The 20,552-nt window shown below is 70.9% G+C and carries 17 protein-coding genes; all 17 read left to right on the top strand.

Translation table 11 applies throughout. The annotated features are described in order from the left end of the window. Window positions 1-107 precede the first annotated feature (107 nt). The gene (gene uraD, locus ABEG17_RS10245) at window positions 108-2,042 is read left to right on the top strand and encodes a 2-oxo-4-hydroxy-4-carboxy-5-ureidoimidazoline decarboxylase (RefSeq protein WP_406829369.1); all 1,935 of its coding nucleotides are present in this window, start codon (window positions 108-110) and stop codon (window positions 2,040-2,042) included. 8 nt (window positions 2,043-2,050) lie between these two features. After that, window positions 2,051-2,569: a 2-oxo-4-hydroxy-4-carboxy-5-ureidoimidazoline decarboxylase gene (gene uraD / locus ABEG17_RS10250; protein WP_406829370.1), complete on the top strand. Its 519-nt coding sequence runs from the start codon at window positions 2,051-2,053 to the stop codon at window positions 2,567-2,569. Next, window positions 2,569-2,895 carry a hydroxyisourate hydrolase gene (gene uraH / locus ABEG17_RS10255; RefSeq protein WP_406829371.1) on the top strand — a complete coding sequence of 109 codons (327 nt, stop codon included), beginning with the start codon at window positions 2,569-2,571 and terminating at the stop codon, window positions 2,893-2,895. The genes uraD (ABEG17_RS10250) and uraH overlap by 1 nt, the downstream gene beginning before the upstream one ends. Window positions 2,896-3,083: 188 nt before the next feature. Continuing rightward, a complete protein-coding gene (locus ABEG17_RS10260; protein ID WP_406833175.1) occupies window positions 3,084-3,899 on the top strand; it encodes a hydroxypyruvate isomerase family protein in 816 nt (271 codons plus the stop codon). Window positions 3,900-3,928: 29 nt separating this feature from the next. Continuing rightward, window positions 3,929-4,813 (top strand): 2-hydroxy-3-oxopropionate reductase, encoded by an 885-nt coding sequence (locus tag ABEG17_RS10265; protein ID WP_406829372.1) that lies wholly within the window; start codon window positions 3,929-3,931, stop codon window positions 4,811-4,813. A gap of 54 nt (window positions 4,814-4,867) precedes the next feature. Further along, complete coding sequence (gene gcl, locus ABEG17_RS10270; RefSeq protein WP_406829373.1) at window positions 4,868-6,646, top strand: glyoxylate carboligase; 1,779 nt, start codon at window positions 4,868-4,870, stop codon at window positions 6,644-6,646. 9 nt (window positions 6,647-6,655) lie between these two features. Then, the gene (locus ABEG17_RS10275; RefSeq protein ID WP_406829374.1) at window positions 6,656-7,804 is read left to right on the top strand and encodes a glycerate kinase; all 1,149 of its coding nucleotides are present in this window, start codon (window positions 6,656-6,658) and stop codon (window positions 7,802-7,804) included. 11 nt (window positions 7,805-7,815) lie between these two features. After that, entirely contained in the window at window positions 7,816-8,694 is an 879-nt protein-coding gene (locus ABEG17_RS10280) for a fumarylacetoacetate hydrolase family protein (protein WP_406829375.1), read from the top strand. 4 nt (window positions 8,695-8,698) lie between these two features. Beyond that, on the top strand, window positions 8,699-10,081 hold the full coding sequence (gene allB, locus ABEG17_RS10285) for an allantoinase AllB (RefSeq protein ID WP_406829376.1): 1,383 nt from the start codon (window positions 8,699-8,701) through the stop codon (window positions 10,079-10,081). Beyond that, complete coding sequence (locus tag ABEG17_RS10290; RefSeq protein ID WP_406829377.1) at window positions 10,078-10,923, top strand: bifunctional allantoicase/(S)-ureidoglycine aminohydrolase; 846 nt, start codon at window positions 10,078-10,080, stop codon at window positions 10,921-10,923. Before allB ends, ABEG17_RS10290 begins: the two co-directional genes overlap by 4 nt. A 54-nt stretch (window positions 10,924-10,977) precedes the next feature. After that, window positions 10,978-11,670 carry a GntR family transcriptional regulator gene (locus ABEG17_RS10295; RefSeq protein ID WP_406829378.1) on the top strand — a complete coding sequence of 231 codons (693 nt, stop codon included), beginning with the start codon at window positions 10,978-10,980 and terminating at the stop codon, window positions 11,668-11,670. A gap of 119 nt (window positions 11,671-11,789) precedes the next feature. Next, window positions 11,790-13,358 (top strand): NCS1 family nucleobase:cation symporter-1, encoded by a 1,569-nt coding sequence (locus ABEG17_RS10300; protein ID WP_406829379.1) that lies wholly within the window; start codon window positions 11,790-11,792, stop codon window positions 13,356-13,358. Then, window positions 13,355-14,152 carry an aspartate/glutamate racemase family protein gene (locus tag ABEG17_RS10305; RefSeq protein ID WP_406829380.1) on the top strand — a complete coding sequence of 266 codons (798 nt, stop codon included), beginning with the start codon at window positions 13,355-13,357 and terminating at the stop codon, window positions 14,150-14,152. The genes ABEG17_RS10300 and ABEG17_RS10305 overlap by 4 nt, the downstream gene beginning before the upstream one ends. A gap of 207 nt (window positions 14,153-14,359) precedes the next feature. Next, a complete protein-coding gene (locus ABEG17_RS10310) occupies window positions 14,360-15,841 on the top strand; it encodes a xanthine dehydrogenase small subunit (protein ID WP_406829381.1) in 1,482 nt (493 codons plus the stop codon). Continuing rightward, entirely contained in the window at window positions 15,838-18,300 is a 2,463-nt protein-coding gene (gene xdhB / locus ABEG17_RS10315; protein WP_406829382.1) for a xanthine dehydrogenase molybdopterin binding subunit, read from the top strand. Before ABEG17_RS10310 ends, xdhB begins: the two co-directional genes overlap by 4 nt. Window position 18,301: 1 nt before the next feature. Then, a complete protein-coding gene (gene xdhC / locus ABEG17_RS10320; RefSeq protein ID WP_406829383.1) occupies window positions 18,302-19,141 on the top strand; it encodes a xanthine dehydrogenase accessory protein XdhC in 840 nt (279 codons plus the stop codon). Continuing rightward, window positions 19,138-20,451: a guanine deaminase gene (locus ABEG17_RS10325; RefSeq protein ID WP_406829384.1), complete on the top strand. Its 1,314-nt coding sequence runs from the start codon at window positions 19,138-19,140 to the stop codon at window positions 20,449-20,451. The genes xdhC and ABEG17_RS10325 overlap by 4 nt, the downstream gene beginning before the upstream one ends. Window positions 20,452-20,552: the final 101 nt, after the last annotated feature.

The raw sequence follows: 20,552 nt of genomic DNA on the forward strand, positions 1-20,552 counted from the left end.
ATGCGCGAGCGGTGACCCCGCTGCGCCCCCCCGCTCCACCTCCGCCACGCCAGCACGCGCCATACCTCCTGCACCGCCTTCCTCCAGCGAACAGAAAGGTGCCTGTCATGAGCACAGCCACCGCTGAACCCCGCTCCACCCAGCGCTCCTCACGGCACCCTGTCGACGAGGTCCTGCCCGTCCCGAAGCTCGCGATCTACGGTTTCCAGCACGTGCTCGCGTTCTACGCGGGGGCGGTGATCGTGCCGATCCTGCTCGCGAACTCGATCGGCCTCAGCACGGCCGAGCTCATCCACCTCATCAACGCGGACTTGTTCACCTGCGGCATCGCCTCGATCATCCAGTCGATCGGGTTCTGGAAGGTGGGAGTGAAGCTGCCCCTCCTGCAGGGCGTGACGTTCACCGCCGTCTCGCCGATGATCGCCATCGGTCTCGCGGCCGGAGGCGGGACCCAGGGGCTGCTCGTCATCTACGGCGCGGTCATCGTCGCCGGGCTCTTCACCTTCCTCGTCGCGCCGTACTTCAGCCGGCTCATCCGGTTCTTCCCGCCGGTGGTCACGGGCTCGGTCATCACCATCATCGGACTCGCCCTGCTGCCCGTGGCGGCTGCCGATGCTGCCGGTGGCGCCGGCCCGACCCTGGACCCGGCCAGTGGCCGCAACCTCGCGTACGCCCTCGGCACCCTTGCCCTGATCGTCGCGATCCAGCGGATCTTCAAGGGGTTCATGGCGACCGTCGCCGTCCTCATCGGGCTGGTCGTCGGCACGCTGGTCGCGTGGACGCTGGGTGACGCGCACTTCGACAGCGTCTCGGGCTCCGGCTGGTTCGGGGTCACGACGCCGTTCCACTTCGGCTGGCCCAAGTTCTCGGTCGCCGCGATCATCTCGATGATCGTCGTCATGCTGATCACCGCGGTCGAGACGACCGGTGACGTGTTCGCGACCGGCGAGATCGTCGAGAAGCGGATCGGCAAGGAGGATATCGCCCGTGCGCTGCGCGCGGACGGCCTCGCCACGACGATCGGTGGCGTCTTCAACTCCTTCCCCTACACCTGCTTCGCCGAGAACGTCGGGCTCGTGCGGCTCACGCGGGTGAAGAGCCGCTATGTCGTCGCCACGGCCGGCGGGATCATGATCCTCATCGGGCTCATCCCCAAGGCCGGTGCGATCGTCGCGGGCATCCCGCACCCGGTCCTCGGCGGCGCCGCCCTGGCGATGTTCGCGACCGTCGCGGTCGTCGGTTTCCAGACCCTGTCCCGGGTCGACTTCCACGACCACCGCAACGTCGTCATCGTCGCGACGAGTGTCGGCCTGGCGATGTACGTCACCGCCCAGCCCGACGTCGCCAAGGCCGTCCCGAGCTGGGCCCAGATCATCCTCGGCTCCGGCATCACGCTGGGCTCGATCACCGCGATCGTCCTGAACTTCCTCTTCCACCACGTGGGTTCCAGCCGCGGACCGGCTGTCGCGGGGTCGCCGGGCAACCTCGTGCGCCTCTCGGAGGTCAACGGCATGAGCCGCGAGCAGTTCGTCGACACCTTCGGGGGGCTCTTCCAAGGACCCCGCTGGGCGGTCGAGCGGGCTTATGAGTCAAGGCCGTTCGCCGACACGAGCGATCTGCGGCGTGCCTTCCAGGAGGCGCTCTACACCGCGAACGAGGAGGAGCAGCGCCTGCTCATCGACTCCTACCCCGACCTCGGTGCCGAGAGTGTCGCCGACGGCCGGGAGGGTGAGGACTCGTTGCACGACCAGGCCTTCCTCGGCCTGACCCGGCTCGACGAGAAGTCCTACGGCGAGCTGTCCGACCTCACCGCGCAGTACCGCGAACGGTTCGGCTTCCCCCTCGTCACCTGCGTCCGCGACCGGGACTCCTTCGACCAGGTGGTGCGGTCGGGGTGGCAGCGCCTCGAGAACTCGCCTGCGCAGGAGCACGCCGCGGCACTGGTGGAGGCTGCAAAGATCGCCGGGTACCGCTTCGACGATCTCGTCGCCGACGCCAACCCCATCCACTCCGCCCGCACCCGATTCGTGGAGAGCCAGTGAGCCAGCCCGTGAGCCAGCCAGTGAGCCATTCAGGGAGCATCGACGACTTCAACGCCCTCCCGCCCGACGAGGCGGGGGACCGGCTGGCCGCGTGCCTGCCGGTGCCCCGCTGGGTCGCCACGGTGAGCGACGGTCGCCCGTATGCCGACTGGCCGGCCCTCGAGGCGGTCGCTGACTCCGCGGCGCGTCACCTCGACGACGCCGAGCTCGGGGTCGCCCTGGCGGGTCACCCGCGCATCGGCGAACGGGCCTCCAGCCCGGACCACCAGGCGACGTTCAGCGCCAGGGAGCAGGCGGGGGTGGACCCGGCCGACGCGGAGGTGGGGCGCGAGCTCGCCGCCGGCAACGCGGCATACGAGGAGCGGTTCGACCGGGTGTTCCTCATCCGGGCTGCGGGCCGCTCCGCCCCCGAGATCCTCGCCGAGCTGCGACGTCGCCTCGACAACGACGATGACGCCGAGCGCGCCGAGACCGTGACCCAGCTGCGCGAGATCGCGTTGCTCCGACTCCGACAGGTGGTCTCCTGATGGGCACCCTCTCCACCCACGTCCTCGACACCAGCCTGGGTCGTCCGGCGGCCGGGATCGGGGTGGTCCTCGAGAGTGTCGACGGCACCGCCATCGGCGACGGGATCACTGACGGCGACGGCCGGGTCGCGACGATCGGCCCGGAACGACTGGAGGCCGGCGACTACCGGCTGAGGTTCGCCTCCGGGGCGTACTTCGCGGCGCACGACACTGCTGCCTTCTACCCGGAGGTGGTCGTCGTCTTCACCGTCGCGGACGGCTCGCAGCACTACCACGTGCCGGTGCTGCTCAACCCGTTCGGCTACTCCACCTACCGAGGCAGCTGAGGCCCCGGCCGGCTGCCCGCTGCGCGCCGGCCGGCTGGGCCCCACGGGCGCGGATATATCTGCGCCGCGTGCTGGGACAGGGCGTCGGGACCGTTGACCCGCCGTCCGGCCTTCTCGTAACCTCTCATCAGTCGGAAAAAAGATTCCACGATACGAAAGTGGTGATGATCGCCATGACGGACCACGGACTGCGCTACCTCGTGAACTGCTCGATCCTATTCGGCGAGCTGCCCCTGCTCGAGCGCCCTGCTGCCGCGAAGGCGGCAGGGTTCGACGCCGTCGAGTTCTGGTGGCCCTGGCCGGACCAGCCGGTCCCGTCCGACCGCGACGTCGACGCCTTCGTCGCGGCGGTGCAGGACGCCGGTGTGCAGCTCGTCGGCCTCAACTTCTTCGCGGGCGACCTCGCCGGCCCCGACTGTGGGGTGCTGTCGATCCCCGCCCGGGTGCAGCAGTTCCGCGACAACATCGACGTCACCGTCGGGATCGGGGAGCGGCTGGGGGCCTCGGCGTTCAACGCGCTCTTCGGCAACCGGGTCGACGGCGCCTCGGCGCAGGAGCAGGACGAGCTGGGGCGCGAGTCCATCGCGGCCGCGGCCAAGGCGGCCTCGACCATCGGTGCGACCGTCCTGGTCGAGTCGGTCAGCGGCCCCAAGCCCTACCCGCTGCGGACCGCTGCCGACGCGGTCTCGGTGGTCCGGGACGTCCGGGCGACGGGTGCTGACAACGTCGCCTTCCTCCTTGACCTGTTCCACCTCGCCTCCAACGGCGATGACCTCGACGCCGCCATCGGTGAGCACGTCGGCGTCACCGGGCACGTCCAGATCGCCGACGCCCCCGGTCGCGGGGAGCCCGGCTCCGGCGACCTCGACCTCCAGCGCCACCTCGGTGACCTCGCTGCGCGCGGGTATGCCGGGTGGGTCGGCCTGGAGTACAAGCCCACCACCGCGACCACCCCCGACAGCTTCGGCTGGCTCCCGCGCGAACGCCGCGGCGCCCCCGCCTGACCTTCCCCAGACCCTCAAGGAGACACAACATGACCAGCATCGCCTTCATCGGACTCGGCATCATGGGCAGCCCGATGGCCGTCCACCTCCAGGAGGCCGGCCACGACGTCGTCGGCTACAACCTGCACCCCGACAAGACCCAGCCGCTGGTCGACGCGGGCGGCCGTGCCGCCGACTCCATCGCCGAGGCGGTCGCGGACGTCGACGCCGTCGCCGTCATGGTGCCCGACAGCCCCGACGTGCAGGACGTCCTCGTCGGCGAGGGTGGGGTCTTCGACAACGCGAAGTCCGGCGCCCTCGTCATCGACTTCTCGTCCATCCGACCCGACGTGACGACTGAGCTGGCGAAAACGGCCAGGGACAAGGGGTTTCGCCTCCTCGACGCGCCAGTCTCCGGTGGCGAGGCCGGAGCGAAGAACGCGGCCTTGTCGATCATGGTCGGCGGTGACGGCAAGGACTTCGAGGAGGCCAAGCCGCTGTTCGACGTCGTCGGGAAGACCATCGTGCACGTCGGCGGCAACGGAGCCGGCCAGACGGTCAAGGCCGCCAACCAGCTCATCGTCGCGGCCAACATCCAGGCCCTCGCCGAGGCCGTGACCTTTCTCGACGCCTACGACGTCGACCTCGAGGCAGCTCTCGACGTCCTCGGCGGCGGGCTCGCCGGCTCGAAGGTGCTGGAGCAGAAGCGCAACAACATGGCCAAGCACGACTTCACCCCGGGGTTCCGGATCGACCTGCACCACAAGGACATGGGCATCGTGACCTCTGCCGCCCGGGAGGCCGGGGTCGTCGTACCCCTCGGCGCCCTCGTCGCCCAGCTGATGGCCTCCGCCCGCGCCAACGGCGACGGCGGGCTCGACCACTCCGCGCTGCTGCGCGGCGTCGAGCGGCTCTCCGGCCGCCTCGCCGGCTGACCCACGCCAGCCGGCCCCACTGCATACCGACACCACCAGAGCAGGAGCACCACCATGGCACGCATGACCGCGGCCCAAGCGGCCGTCGAGATCCTCAAGCTGGAGGGGGTGACCAACGTCTTCGGCCTGCCCGGGGCGGCGATCAACCCGTTCTACAAGGCGATGGAGACCAACGGCGGTCTCCACCACACGCTGGCCCGGCACGTCGAGGGCGCCTCGCACATGGCCGAGGGCTACACCCGCGCCAAGGCGGGCAACATCGGTGTCTGCGTCGGGACGAGTGGTCCCGCGGGGACCGACATGATCACCGGGCTCTACTCGGCCAGCGCCGACTCGATCCCGATCCTGTGCATCACCGGTCAGGCGCCGGTCTCCAAGCTGCACAAGGAGGACTTCCAGGCCGTCGACATCGCGACCATCGCCAAGCCGCTGACCAAGATGGCGGTCACCGTCATGGAGGCGGCGCAGGTGCCGGGCACGTTCCAGCAGGCGTTCCACCTCATGCGTTCCGGGCGTCCGGGACCCGTGCTCATCGACCTGCCGATCGACGTCCAGATGACCGAGATCGAGTTCGACGTCGAGACCTACGCCTCGTTGCCCGTCTACAAGCCGGCGGCCACCCGCGCGCAGGTGAGCAAGGCGCTGGACCTGCTCGAGGCGAGCACGAAGCCGCTCATCGTCTCCGGCGGTGGCGTCATCAACGCCGACGCCGCCGCGCTGCTCGTCGAGCTCGCCGAGCTGACCGGGGTGCCGGTCGTCCCGACCCTTATGGGCTGGGGCACCATCCCCGACGACCACGAGCTCAACGCCGGCATGGTCGGGCTGCAGACCAGCCACCGCTACGGCAACGCCACGATGCTCGAGGCCGACTTCGTCCTCGGCATCGGCAACCGCTGGGCCAACCGCCACACCGGCGACCTCGAGACCTACACGAAGGGCCGCACGTTCGTCCACGTCGACATCGAGCCGACCCAGGTCGGTCGGGTCTTCGCCCCGGACTACAGCATCGTCAGCGACGCCAAGGCTGCCCTCGAGCTGTTCGTCGAGGTGGCCCGCGAACGCCGCGACGCGAACCTGCTGTCCGACCGCGCCGACTGGGCGCAGTCGTGCCGCGACCGCAAGAAGTCGATGTGGCGCAAGACGAACTTCGACGTGACGCCGATCAAGCCGCAGCGCGTCTACCAGGAGATGAACCGTGCCTTCGGCCGCGACGTCCGCTACGTCTCGACCATCGGCCTGTCGCAGATCCAGGCGGCCCAGCTGCTGCACGTCTACAAGGACCGGCACTGGATCAACGCGGGCCAGGCCGGGCCGCTCGGCTGGACCGTCCCGGCGGCCCTCGGTGTCGCGACCGCAGTCCCGGACGAGACCGTGGTCGCGCTGTCCGGCGACTACGACTTCCAGTTCATGATCGAGGAGCTGGCGGTCGGGGCGCAGTTCAACATCCCCTACATCCACGTCCTGGTGAACAACGCCTACCTCGGCCTGATCCGGCAGAGCCAGCGCGGCTTCGAGATGGACTACTGCGTCCAGCTCTCCTTCGACAACGTCAACGCCCCTGAGCTGAACGGCTACGGCGTCGACCACGTCAAGGTCGTGGAAGGGCTGGGCTGCAAGGCGATCCGCGTCTTCGACCCCGAGGAGATCGCCCCTGCGCTCGAGAAGGCCAAGGCCCTGGCGCAGGAGTACCGCGTCCCCGTCGTCGTCGAGGTCATCCTCGAGCGGATCACCAACGTCTCCATGGGTCAGAGCATCGCGAACGTCACCGAGTTCGAGGAGCTGGCCGATGGGGGCGCCGACGCCCCGACCGCCGTCTTCGCCAACCTGGACTGAGGCGCTCCTGTGACCGTCCCCACCCCGGCGCCCCGCGTCGTGATCGCCCCCGACAAGTTCAAGGGCACCCTGACCGCAGCCGCGGTGGCCACCCACGTGGCCGCCGGGCTCCGTTCGGTGCTCCCGGACGTCGAGGTGGTCGCGGTGCCTGTCGCCGACGGCGGGGACGGCACCCTCGCTGCCGCTGAGGCCGCCGGGTTCGCCCGCGTCACCGTGCCCGCCCACGGCCCGACCGGCGAGGACCGCAAGGCCTCGTATGGCGTCCGCGGCAGCGAGGCGGTCGTCGAGCTCGCCGAGGTGTGCGGGCTCGACCTGCTCGCCGACACCGGACTGGCGCCCCTCACGGCGACGAGCCGGGGGACCGGCGACCTCATCGCCGCGGCGCTGGACGACGGCGCCCGCCGCGTGGTGGTCGGGATCGGCGGCAGCGCCAGCACCGACGGCGGGCTGGGTCTCCTGCAGGCGCTCGGCGCCCGGGTGACCGGTGCGGACGGGCGGGAGGTCGGCCCCGGTGGGCTGGGGCTCGAGCAGGCCGTGGCCCTCGACCTGTCCGGTCTCCACCCTGGCCTGTCCGGTGCAGAGGTCGTCGTGGCGTGCGACGTCGACAACCCGCTCACCGGGTCCCGGGGAGCTGCTGCCGTCTACGGCCCGCAGAAGGGCGCCTCGCCCGACGACGTCGAGCGCCTGGACGCGGCCCTGGCTCGCTGGGCCGACCTCGTGGCGGCGACGACCGGGCGCGACCACCGCGACGACCCCGGCGCGGGGGCCGCGGGCGGCGTGGGCTTCGGGATGGTGGCTGTCGCGGGGGCGACCACGCGACCGGGGGCCGAGCTGGTCTTCGAGCTGGCGGGCCTGCACGACGCCCTGACCGGTGCGACCCTCGTGATCACAGGTGAAGGGGCCCTGGACCGGCAGACGTTGCACGGCAAGGCGCCGGCTGCGGTGGCCGCCGTCGCCCGGGACGCGGGCGTCCCTGTGGTGGCCGTGGCCGGGAAGGTGACTCTCCCCGAAGGGGAGCTGCGCGCGGCCGGCATCGACGCGGCATACGCCCTGCTCGACGAGGCGGCCTCCGTGAAGGAGGCCTTCGAGGCGCCCGGGCCGCTGCTCGAGCGGCTGGGAGCCCGGATAGCGCGCGAGCACCTGGGCGGTGGGCGATGAGGCTGGCCCGCGTGGGCGCCCCCGGTCGTGAGCGACCTGTGGCCGTGGCACCGGACGGGACGCTGCTCGACCTCGCCACCGTGTGCGACGACCTGGGTCCCGCGCTCCTGTGCCACCTCACGGAGGTCGCGCGCGCGGTGGACGGTGGAGACCTGCCCGTGGTCGACGCCCACGACGGGATGCGCTGGGGGTCGCCGCTGCCGAGGCCGGGCAAGGTCGTGGGGATCGGGCTCAACTACGCCGACCATGCGGCCGAGGCGGGCGCGGACCTGCCGACCGAGCCCGTCGTCTTCCTCAAGGCGACCACCTCCGTGTGCGGCCCCGCCGATGACATCCGCATGCTGGCGGGGTCGTCGAGCACCGACTACGAGGTGGAGCTGGGAGTGGTGGTCGGCACCACCCTGCGTGACGAGACCGACCCGGCCCGCGCGCTGGAGGCCGTCGCCGGCTACGTCCTGGCCCACGACGTCTCCGACCGCGCGATGCAGCTCGACCACGGCGGGACCTGGACCAAGGGGAAGTCCGCCGACACGTTCTGCCCGCTGGGCCCGTGGCTCGTGACCCCCGACGAGGTCGGCGACCCGGCGGCCCTGCGGCTGCGGCTGTCGGTCAACGGCGAGGGGCGACAGGACGGGACGACGGCCGACATGGTGTTCGGTGTGGGGGAGGTGCTGGCCTACGTGAGCCGCCTGATGACCCTCGAGCCTGGAGACCTCGTCATCACCGGTACCCCGGCCGGGGTGGCGATGGGCCGGGCCGAGCCGCGGCCCTACCTGCGGCACGGCGACGTCGTCGAGCTCGACGGTGGCGTCCTGGGCAGGCAGCGCAGCAGGGTCGTCGACCCCGCGGCGCACCCGGCCCACAAGCAGTCCCTGGCCGGGACGCAGTGACAGGATGACCGGAACGAACGGCACGGACGAGAGGCGAGGTGCGGCAGTGGGTGCAGACGTGGTCCTGCGGGCCAGGCGAGCAGTGGTCGGTGGTCGGAAGACCTCGGCGTGCGTGCACGTGACCGGTGAGCGGATCGTGGCCGTGGAGGCGTATGACGCGCCCGTCCCCGAGGGTGCCCGCGTCGTCGACCTCGCCGACGACGAGGTCCTGCTGCCGGGGCTGGTGGACTCCCACGTCCACGTCAACGAGCCGGGCCGCACCGAGTGGGAGGGGTTCGCCAGCGCGACGCGCGCAGCCGCTGCCGGTGGGGTGACGACCATCATCGACATGCCGCTCAACAGCATCCCGCCGACGGTGAACGTCGCTGCGCTGGAGGAGAAGCGGACCGTCGCCCGCGACCAGGCCTATGTCGACGTGGGTTTCTGGGGCGGCGCGATCCCGGGCAACGTGCCGGACCTCAAGCCGTTGTTCGACGCCGGGGTCTTCGGGTTCAAGTGCTTCCTGTTGCACTCTGGTGTCGACGAGTTCCCGCACCTCGAGCCGGACCAGCTCGAGGAGGCGATGCGCGAGACGGGGTCGCTGGACGCGCTGATGATCGTGCACGCCGAGGACTCGCACGCCATCGACCACGCAGCTGCTGCCGACGGTGAGGAGTACGACCGGTTCCTGCACTCCCGGCCCCGGGGCGCCGAGAACCTCGCCATCGCCCAGGTCATCGAGCTGGCCCGCTGGACCGGTGCCCGCGCGCACATCCTGCACCTGTCGAGCTCCGACGCCCTGCCGATGATCCGCTCGGCCCGGGCCGACGGTGTGCGGCTGACCGTCGAGACCTGCCCGCACTACCTGTCCTTCACCGCGGAGGAGATCCCTGACGGGGCAACGGAGTTCAAGTGCTGCCCGCCGATCCGCGAGGCCGCCAACCGTGAGCTCCTCTGGGACGGCCTGGTCGACGGCAGCATCGACATCGTCGTCACCGACCACTCGCCGTGCACCGAGGAGCTCAAGCGGTTCGACACCGGCGACTTCGGCCAGGCGTGGGGCGGCATCGCCGGGCTCCAGCTCGGCCTCGCGGCGGTGTGGACCGGTGCCCGCCGGCGCGGTCACGCCCTGACCGACGTCGTCCGGTGGATGGCGACCGGCCCCGCGGACCAGACCGGCCTCACCGACCGCGGCCGGATCGAACCCGGTGCCCTCGCCAACTTCGCGGTCTTCGCCCCCGACGAGGAGTTCACCGTCGAGATCGGTCACCTGCACCACAAGAACCCCGTGTCGGCGTACGCCGGCCGCACGCTCACCGGAGCCGTCCGCCAGACCTGGCTGCACGGCACACCCGTCGACCTCGATGCCGACCCGCGCGGTCGGCTCCTGACGAGAGGACAGTCATGACCACCCCCCGCACCGCGCCCACCTACTACGCGCCCGCCGGAGGGCTGCCGCCGCAGACGCAGCTCACCACCGACCGCGCGGTGTTCACCGAGGCGTATGCCGTCCTGCCGCGAGGGACGATGACCGACATCGTCACGAGCAACCTGCCCTTCTGGGAGGACACGCGGCTCTGGGTGATCGCGCGGCCGCTGTCCGGCTTCGCCGAGACGTTCTCGCAGTACATCGTCGAGGTGTCGCCTGGCGGCGGCTCCGACAAGCCCGAGCTCGACCCGGGCGCCGAGGGCGTGGTCTTCGTCGTCGAGGGCGGCCTGCGGATCACCATCGAGGGCGTCTCGCACGACCTCGGCCCGGGCGGCTACGCCTATCTGCCGGCCGGTTGCGACTGGACCCTGCGCGCCGACTCGCAGGAGACCGCGAAGTTCCACTGGATCCGCAAGGCGTACGAGCGGGTCGAGGGCATCGACGTGCCGGAGCCGTTCGTCACCAACGAGACCGACGTCGCGGGCGGGGAGATGCCCGGGACCAACGGTGTCTGGACCACCCAGCGGTTCGTCGACCCGCAGGACGTGCGCCACGACATGCACGTCAACATCGTCAACTTCGAGCCCGGCGGCGCGATCCCGTTCCCCGAGACCCACGTCATGGAGCACGGCCTCTACGTCCTCGAGGGCAAGGCCGTCTACCTCCTCAACAACGACTGGGTCGAGGTGCAGGAGGGCGACTTCATGTGGCTTCGCGCCTTCTGTCCCCAGGCCTGCTACGCGGGCGGCCCGGGGCGCTTTCGCTACCTGCTCTACAAGGACGTCAACCGGCACGCGAAGCTGAGCCGCCAGTTCGTCTAGGCGAGCGCGACGCGATAGGCATGATGGGCGGGTGACCGGTCGAGGAGGTGCAGCATGAGCCAGCCACGGCGGCCGTCGGCCATCGTCGGCCTGCTCGTCCGCGAGGGCGCGTACGCCACGGGGCCGCAGGTGCTGTCCGAGCTGCGCCGGGTCATCGTCTCCGGCGCCGTCCCGCCAGGCAGCCCGATCCCGCTCGACGACGTCGCGGCCTTCTTCGGCGTCTCGCTGATCCCGGTGCGCGAGGCGCTGAAGACGCTGCTCGGCGAGGGGCTGCTCGAGCACCAGCCCCGGCTCGGCTACACCGTCACCGCCCTGTCCTCCGCCGAGCTGGACGAGCTCTACGTCGTCCGGGGTGCCCTGGAGGCGGCGGCCCTGGACGCCGCGGCCCTGCAGTCGACGGCGCAGGACCACGCCCGCGCCGCGGTGATCCACGAGCAGCTCGTGCGGGCCGTGGCCGCCGGCGACGCCGCCGGGTTCCAGCGGGCCAGCAGGGACTTCCACGAGGCGCTGCTCGCGCCCTGCCGCATGCCACGGCTGCTGCACATGCTCGACATCGCCTGGAACCTCACCGAGCCCGTGCAGACGATGATGCGGGTCACCGAGGACGAGCGCGAGGAGATGCGGGCCGACCACCAGGCGATGCTCGACGCCTTCTCGGCGCGCGACGCCGCCCGGCTGCGCGAGGTCAGCGAGGAGCACCACGCACGTCTCACCGCCTGCATCTCCCGGCTCGGCGACGACCGCTGAGGTCATCGGCAGCGCCCGGATATACGCAGATATACGGTTCAAGGCCTTCTGCCCCAACGGAACTCTCCCTAGCGTTCTTCGCAGGATCCGCGGCCGACGCGGTGGACAAAGGAGTCCGGATGAGCACCACTGAGAAGCCCTTCGAGACCGAGACCGAGGCAGCGGCAGCCGCCGCCGGCTTCGTCACCCACGCGGGCGAGCACGACCACGGCGCAGGTGCCGGCCTGATCAAGCCCGGGTACGACAAGCGCCTCACCAACGAGGACCTTGCTCCGCTCAGGGACCAGAGCTGGACCTGGTACAACATCTTCGCGTTCTGGATGTCCGACGTGCACAGCGTCGGCGGCTACCTCACCGCGGGCAGCCTGTTCGCGCTGGGGCTGACCAGCTGGCAGGTGTTCGTCTGCCTCATCACGGGCATCACCATCGTGCTGTTCTTCTGCAACCTCGTCGCCAAGCCGAGCCAGCGCACCGGGGTGCCCTACCCCGTCATCTGCCGCTCGGTGTTCGGCGTCCTCGGCGCCAACATCCCGGCCATCATCCGCGGCCTCATCGCGGTGGCCTGGTACGGCATCCAGACCTACCTCGCGTCGGCCTCGCTCGACATCCTGCTCGTGCGCATGTTCCCCGGCCTCGCGGCGTACTCCGACGTGGCTCAGCACGGCTTCCTCGGGCTGTCGTCCCTCGGCTACGTCACCTTCGCGATCCTGTGGGTCGCCCAGGCCGCTGTCTTCTGGACCGGCATGAACACGATCAAGCGGTTCATCGACTTCGCCGGGCCCGCCGTCTACGTGGTGATGATCGCGCTGTGCGTCTACCTGCTCAAGGAGTCCGGCTGGAGCATCAACCTCAACCTGTCCGACCACCAGCTGAGCGGGACGCAGGTCTTCACGACCATGCTCGCCGCGACGGCCCTGGTCGTCTCCTACTTCTCGGGGCCGATGCTCAACTTCGGTGACTTCTCGCGCTACGGCCGCACCTTCAAGGACGTCAAGAAGGGCAACTTCTGGGGCCTGCCGGTGAACTTCCTGTTCTTCTCGGTCCTCACCGTCCTCACGGCCGCGGCCACGCTCCCGGTGTACGGCGAGCTCATCACCGACCCGGTGAAGACGGTCGGCAAGATCGACAACACCTTCGCCCTCGTCCTGGCCGCCCTGACCTTCACCACGGCGACCATCGGCATCAACATCGTCGCCAACTTCGTCTCGCCCGCGTTCGACTTCTCCAACGTCAACCCGCAGAAGATCAGCTGGCGCACGGGCGGCATGATCGCCGCCGTCGGCTCGGTGCTCCTCACCCCGTGGAACCTCTACAACAACCCCGAGACGATCCACTACACGCTGGACACCCTGGGCGCCTTCATCGGCCCGCTCTTCGGGGTGCTCATCGCCCACTACTACGTCGTGCACAAGCAGCAGGTCTGCATCGACGACCTGTTCACCCTCGACGAGTCCGGCGCCTACCACTACACCAAGGGCTACAACCCGTCGGCGATCTGGGCCACGGCCATCGCCGCGGTGTGCGCGATGCTCGCGGTGTTCGTCCCCGGCATCAACCGGTTCGACGACTACAGCTGGTTCATCGGCTGCGGGATCGGCTTCGCCGCCTACGCCCTGATCGCACCCCGGATGGGGATCGGCGCCGAGCAGCTCGCCGCCAAGTGCGTCGGCAAGCTCGTGAGCGAATGAGTGCGGGAGCCAGCCCGGCCACCGCGGGCGCCGAGCCCGCGGTGGCGGGAGGTGCAGGCGCCATACGGCTCACCGTCATCAACCCGAACACCACCGCTTCCATGACGGCCCTCATCGAGGCTGAGGCGAAGCGGGTCGCCGGACCCTCCACGGTGGTGACCGGGCGCACCCCGGCGATGGGTCCCGCCTCGATCGAGAGCCACTACGACGAGGCGCTCAGCGTCCCCGGCGTGCTCGAGATCATCCGCCAGGACTCGCAGGCCGACGCGTTCGTGCTCGCCTGCTTCGGGGACCCCGGCCTGGACGCGGCGCGGGAGGCCACGTCCAGGCCGGTGATCGGCATCGCGGAAGCGGCGATGAAGACCGCCTCGCTGCTCGGCCGGTCGTTCAGCGTCGTCACGACGATGAGCCGCACCGTCGGCCGCGCGTGGGACCTGACCCGCACCTACGGCCTGGAGCGCCAGTGCGCCGGTGTGCACGCGTGCGACATCCCTGTCCTCGAGCTGGAGGAGGACCGTGACCACACGTATGCCGTGATCCTGGCCTTCGCGAAGACCGCCCTCGCCCAGGACGGCAGCGACGCCATCGTCCTCGGGTGCGCCGGCATGGCCGGGCTGCCCGAGCTGCTCACCACCCAGCTCGGCGTCCCCGTCGTGGACGGCGTCGCCGCCGGGACGCTGCTCGCGGAGTCGTTGGTGCGACAGGGACTTCGGCCTGCGACGCATGGTGAGCTCGCGCCTCCGCCCCCGAAGGCCTACACGGGCGCCCTCGCCGCGTTCGGTCGCCAGGGTTGAGGGAGACGAGTCGGTCCAGCCCGTGAAACAACCGGGTCCGACCTCTTGATTCAACAGTTTGTGGAGGAATACCGTCGTCGCAGCACCACCGCGGCCGTTGTTCTGCATGGATAACCGGCGGACCCGCTCGTCACGCAACCATGCACCCGGTCGGACGTCGCCCGGGTGGATGATGGACCCCAACGGCGGGGGACGGGAGTTGCGGGCATGACGGCACAGCACGAGGTCACGGTCAACGGGGCGGCACGTCCCCTCACCGGGGTCGACCCGGCCACCACAGCGCTGGACTTCCTGCGCGCGCAGGGCCTGACCGGCGCGAAGGAGGGCTGCGCCGAGGGCGAGTGCGGGGCGTGCTCGGTCATGGTCGCCCGGCCGGACGGGCCTGACGCCTCCCGGTGGACCGCGATCAACGCCTGCCTCGTCCCGGCGGCGGCGCTCGACGGCCAGGAGGTCGTCACGGCGGAAGGCCTCGGCACGCCGGACGACCTGCACCCGGTGCAGCGCGAGATGGCCGTCCGTGGCGGGTCGCAGTGCGGCTACTGCACACCCGGCTTCGTCTGCAGCATGGCTGCGGAGTACTACCGGGGCGACCGCAGGCCCGCCGGGGCCGAAGCCACCTCCAACGGCTCTGGCCCGCGCACCCACCAGGTCGACGCCGAGCACGGGGAGAACGGGTTCGACCTCCACGCCCTCTCCGGCAACCTCTGTCGGTGCACGGGGTACCGCCCGATCCGCGACGCCGCCTATGCGCTCGAGCAGCCTGCCGCCGGCGATCCGTTCGCAGCTCGCGCCAGCCGGCCCGCGCCGGTGGCGGCGCACACGCGGCTCGAGGGAGCCAGCGGCGTCTTCGAGCGTCCTGCCGACCTGCCGCAGGCCTTGGCGCTCCTGGCCGAGCACCCCGGCGCGGTCCTCGTCGCCGGCTCCACGGACTGGGGCGTCGAGGTCAACATCCGCGGCATCCGATCGCCCTTCGCCATCGGCATCGACCGGCTCCCCGAGCTGCGCACCCTGCACGTCGGCGACGAATCCGTGGAGATCGGCGCAGCCTTGTCGCTCAGCGAGGTCGAGCGCGGGCTGGCCGGCAGGATCCCGTTGCTGGACCAGCTGTTCCCGCAGTTCGCCTCGCGGCTGATCCGCAACGGCGCCACCATCGGCGGCAACCTCGGCACCGGGTCCCCCATCGGCGACACCCCGCCGGCCCTGCTCGCCCTCGAGGCGGTCGTGGTGCTCGCGTCCGTCGACGGTGACCGGGAGGTGCCGCTCGCCGACTACTTCACCGGCTACCGGCAGACCGCCAAGCGCGCTGACGAGCTCATCCGCGCGGTGCGGATCCCGGTGCCCGTCAGCGAGGTCACGGCGTTCCACAAGATCGCCAAGCGCCGGTTCGACGACATCTCCAGCGTGGCGGTCGGGTTCGCCCTCGACGTCCAGGACGGTGTCGTGGCCAGGGCGCGCATCGGCCTCGGTGGTGTGGCCGCGACCCCCATCAGGGCCACCGCCACCGAAGCCGTGCTCGAGGGGCGCACCTGGACCATCGACGTCGTCCGTGAGGCTGCGGACGTCATGGCTGGTGAGGGCACGCCGATGGACGACCACCGCGCCAGCGCGCCATACCGTTCGGCCATGCTCGGCACGGCCCTGCTCAAGCTCCATGCCCAGACCGCGACCCCGCAGGAGGTGGGAGCATGAGCGCGCTCTCCGAACGCCCCGCGAACTCCGTTGTCGGACAGGAGATCCCGCACGAGGCGGCCGCTCTGCACGTCACCGGTCTCGCCCTCTACACCGACGACCTCGTCCAGCGCACCCACGCCGTCCTGCACGCCCACCCGGTGCAGGCGCCGCACGCCCACGCGCGGGTCACCGGGTTGCGCACCGCGCCGGCCTACGACGTGCCCGGCGTGGTCCGGGTCCTCACCGCCGACGACGTCCCCGGGGTCAACGACGCCGGCGTCAAGCACGACGAGCCACTCTTCCCGTCCGAGGTGATGTTCCACGGCCACGCGGTCTGCTGGGTGCTGGGCGAGACGCTCGAGGCGGCCCGACTGGGCTCCTTGGCCGTCGAGGTCGACTACGAACCGCTTCCCGCGATCATCACGGTGCGCGAGGCCATCGAGGCCGAGAGCTTCCAGGGCGGCCGGCCGAAGGTCGAGCGCGGCGACGTCGACGCCGGATTCGACGGTGCGGCACACGTGTTCAGCGGTGAGTTCGAGTTCGCCGGTCAGGAGCACTTCTACCTCGAGACCCATGCCTCGCTCGCCCTCGTGGACGAGAACGGACAGGTCTTCGTCCAGTGCAGCACGCAGCACCCCACAGAGACCCAGGACATCGTCGCCCACGTCCTGGGGGTCCCCAGCAACGAGGTCACCGTCCAGTGCCTGCGCATGGGCGGTGGCTTCGGGGGCAAGGAGATGCAACCCCACGGGTATGCCGCCATCGCTGCCCTCGGTGCGCGGCTCACCGGCCGCCCGGTGCGGCTCCGCCTCGCCCGCACCCAGGACATGACGATGTCCGGCAAGCGGCACGGGTTCCACGCGCAGTGGCGGGTGGCGTTCGACGAGGCCGGGATGATCCAGGGCCTCGACGCGACCCTGACCTCCGACGGCGGGTGGAGCCTCGACCTGTCGGAGCCGGTGCTGGCCCGCGCCCTGTGCCACATCGACAACGCCTACTGGATCCCCAACATCCGCGTGAACGGCCGGATCGCCAAGTCCCACAAGACCTCCCAGACAGCCTTCCGCGGCTTCGGCGGGCCGCAGGGGATGCTCGTCATCGAGGACATCCTCGGCCGGTGCGCCCCGTTGCTCGGGATCGACCCGATCGACCTGCGCAGCCGCAACTTCTACGCGGAGGGGCAGAGCACGCCATACGGGCAGCCGGTCCGGCACGCCGAGCGCACGGTGACCTGCTGGGAGCAGGTGCTCGACAGCGGGGACGTCCGTGCGCGGCAGGCGCAGATCGCCGAGTTCAACGCGACCCACGAGCACACCAAGCGCGGGCTGGCCATGACGCCGGTGAAGTTCGGGATCTCCTTCAACTTCACGGCGTTCAACCAGGCCGGCGCCCTCGTCCACGTCTACAAGGACGGCTCGGTGCTCATCACCCATGGCGGGACCGAGATGGGTCAGGGCCTGCACACCAAGATGCTCCAGGTCGCGGCCACGACCCTCGGGGTGCCGCTGTCGACGGTGCGGCTCGCGCCGACGCGCACCGACAAGGTGCCCAACACCTCGGCCACGGCGGCGAGCTCGGGTGCCGACCTCAACGGTGGTGCGGTGAAGAACGCCTGCGAGCAGGTGCTCGAACGGCTGCGCGAGGTGGCCGGGCGCCGTCTCGGCGTGCACCCCGCTGACGTGCGGTTCGTCGACGGCCAGGTGACCACCGTCGGCGGTGGCGAGTCCGTGGCATGGGCCGACCTCGTCAACCAGGCGTATTTCCAGCGGGTCCAGCTCTGGGCGGCCGGCTTCTACCGGACCGAGGGGCTGCACTGGGACTCCTCGATCATGCACGGGTCGCCGTTCAAGTACTTCTCGTACGGCGTCGCCGCCACCGAGGTCGAGGTCGACGGGTTCACCGGCGCCTACCGGACCCGCCGCGTCGACATCGTCCACGACGTCGGCGACAGCCTGTCGCCGCTGGTCGACATCGGCCAGGTCGAGGGCGCATTCGTCCAGGGCGCCGGCTGGCTGACCCTGGAGGACCTTCGCTGGGACGAGAGCGACCGGCCGTCGCGCGGACGCCTCGCGACGCAGGCGGCCAGCACCTACAAGCTGCCGAGCTTCTCCGAGATGCCGGAGGTCTTCAACGTCGCGCTGCTCCAGCGCGCCCACGAGGACGGCGCCGTCTATGGCTCCAAGGCCGTCGGTGAGCCGCCGTTGATGCTCGCGTTCTCGGTGCGGGAGGCGTTGCGGCAGGCGGCCGCGGCGTTCGGTCCGGCCGGCACCAGTGTCGACCTGGCCTCGCCGGCGACCCCCGAAGCCGTGTGGTGGGCGCTGGAGCAGGCTCGCCGTGGCGGCGTCGGACAGCCCGCGCACGGGCACGTCGACGAAGGCGCTCCCGGAGTCGTCCCCGACCAGCCGGACGCCGACGCGAAGCCGCTGCGTCCGCATTCCGAGCTCGCAGCGCAGTCCTCCTCGGTGGGCGGTGCCTGACGTGCACTGGCTCGCAGCCGTCGAGCGGCTCCGGCGCGAGCGTCGGGCCGGTGTCCTCGTGACGCTGGTGTCCGTGCGTGGCCACGCCCCGCGGGAGGCCGGCGCCAAGATGGTCGTCACGGCGACAGAGGCGTGGGACAGCATCGGTGGTGGCAACCTCGAGGCCACGGCGGTGGCCCGCGCCCGCACGATGCTGGCGGACGGGGTGGCGGTGCCGGAGCAGATCTCGTTGTCCCTCAACGACAAGGCGCGCGCCGAGCACGGGCAGCAGTGCTGCGGTGGCGAGGTGGCTATCCTGCTCGAGCCCCTGGCGGTCGCACCGTCCGTCGCGATCTTCGGGATGGGTCACGTCGGCCTCGAGCTGGCCCGCATCCTCGCCCGGCACGACGTCGAGCTCCACCTGGTCGACTCCCGTGCCGACCAGGTCGCCGCGGGGCGGCTCGCGGCCCTCGACGACGCCGTCGCCCGCGTCCATGTGCACCACGCGCCGGTGCCCGAGCTCGTCCTTGGCCAGGTGCCGCGCGGCACCCACGTCCTCGTCATGACCCACGACCACGCCGAGGACGCGGCCCTCTGTGACACGGCCCTGCGCTGTGGCCACCTGGCGTCGATCGGCCTGATCGGGTCGTCGGCGAAGTGGAGCCGGTTCCGGCAGCGCCTTGCCGCAGAAGGACATTCGCCTGCCGAGCTCGAGCGCATCACGACACCGATCGGCCTCCCGGACCTGACCGGCAAGGACCCCGCGACGATCGCTGTCAGTGTGGCCGCCGACCTCGTGCGGGTCTTCGAGGCCGAGCGGGTGCCCGTGCGGGCCCACGACCGGCAGGGGGCCTCGACGTGACCCTCTACCGAGCCCGCATCGTCGACACCCCGTCCGACCCCTTCGCCGGTGGTGCCCTGCGCGCCGAGGAGGACGGTGGCATCGTCGTCGACGACGCCGGGGTGATCGTGGCCCGTGGTGACTTCGCCGCGGTGCGGGCCGACCACCCCGACGAGGTCGTGATCGAGCTGCCCGGCGGGGTGCTGCTGCCGGGGATGGTCGACACCCACGTCCACTACCCCCAGGTCCGGGTCATCGGTGGTCTCGGCATGCCGCTGCTCGACTGGCTCGACCAGTGCGCCCTTCCCGAGGAGGCCCGGCTCGCCGACGTCGCCTACGCCAAGGGCGTCGCCCGTGACTTCGTCACCGGCCTGGTGGACGCCGGCACGACCACGGCTCTGGTCTTCGGTTCGCACTTCGCCACCGCCGTCGACTCGATGTTCGCCGCCGCGGACATGGCCGGGCTGCGGGTCACCACCGGGCTCGTCGTCTCCGACCGGAGCCTGCGGCCGGAGCTCCTGTCCACCCCCGACCGCGCCTACGACGAGGCCCGCGGCCTCGCCGAGCGCTGGCACGGACAGGGACGCCTGCGGTATGCCGTGACGCCACGCTTCTCCTTCTCCGCCAGCGACGCGATGCTCGAGTCGTGCGCCGCGACGTTAAAGGAGGTCCAGGGCTCGTGGTTCACCTCGCACGTCAACGAGAACCTCTTCGAGGTGGCCGAGGTGAGACGCCTCTTCGGTGGCACGAACTACGTCCACACCTACGCCAACCACGGTCTCGTGGACCGCAACTCGGTGCTGGCCCACAACGTGCACCCGGTGGACGAGGAGCTGGCCCTGCTTGCCAGTCAAGGTGCCTCGGTGGCCCACTGCCCGACGAGCAACTCGGCGCTGGGCAGTGGGCTGTTCCCGCTCCAGCGGCACCTCGACCACGGTGTGCGGGTGGCCCTCGGATCGGATGTCGGTGCAGGCACTGGCTTCTCGTTGCTCAAGGAGGGTCTGCAGGCCTACTTCATGCAGCAGCTCCTCGGTGCAGACGGGGTCGCCCTGACCTCGGCCCACCTCTTGTGGTTGGCGACGAAGGCGGGCGCCGACGCCCTCGGGCTGGCTGACGAGGTCGGCGACCTGTCGGTGGGCAAGCAGTTCGACGCGGTCTGGGTGCTGCCGCAGGCCGGCAACCCGCTCGACGTGGGTCTCGGCAACGCGCGGTCGACGGTGGACGCCTTGGCCAAGGTGTTCGCCCTGGGCACGACGAGCGACATCGAGGGGGTCTGGGTCGGCGGCGACCAGATCGCCGCCGGACGGTTCCGCCGCCCCGCCACTCGCTGACCCCAGCAAAACGGCGGTTGCTCGACGAAACGGGCTCCATGGCCGCCGTTTCGCCGAGCAACCACCGTTTCGCGGAGTCAGAGGGGTGGGGCGTCGAGCTG

Source organism: Pedococcus sp. KACC 23699 (assembly GCF_045348425.1).
Taxonomy (GTDB): domain Bacteria; phylum Actinomycetota; class Actinomycetes; order Actinomycetales; family Dermatophilaceae; genus Pedococcus.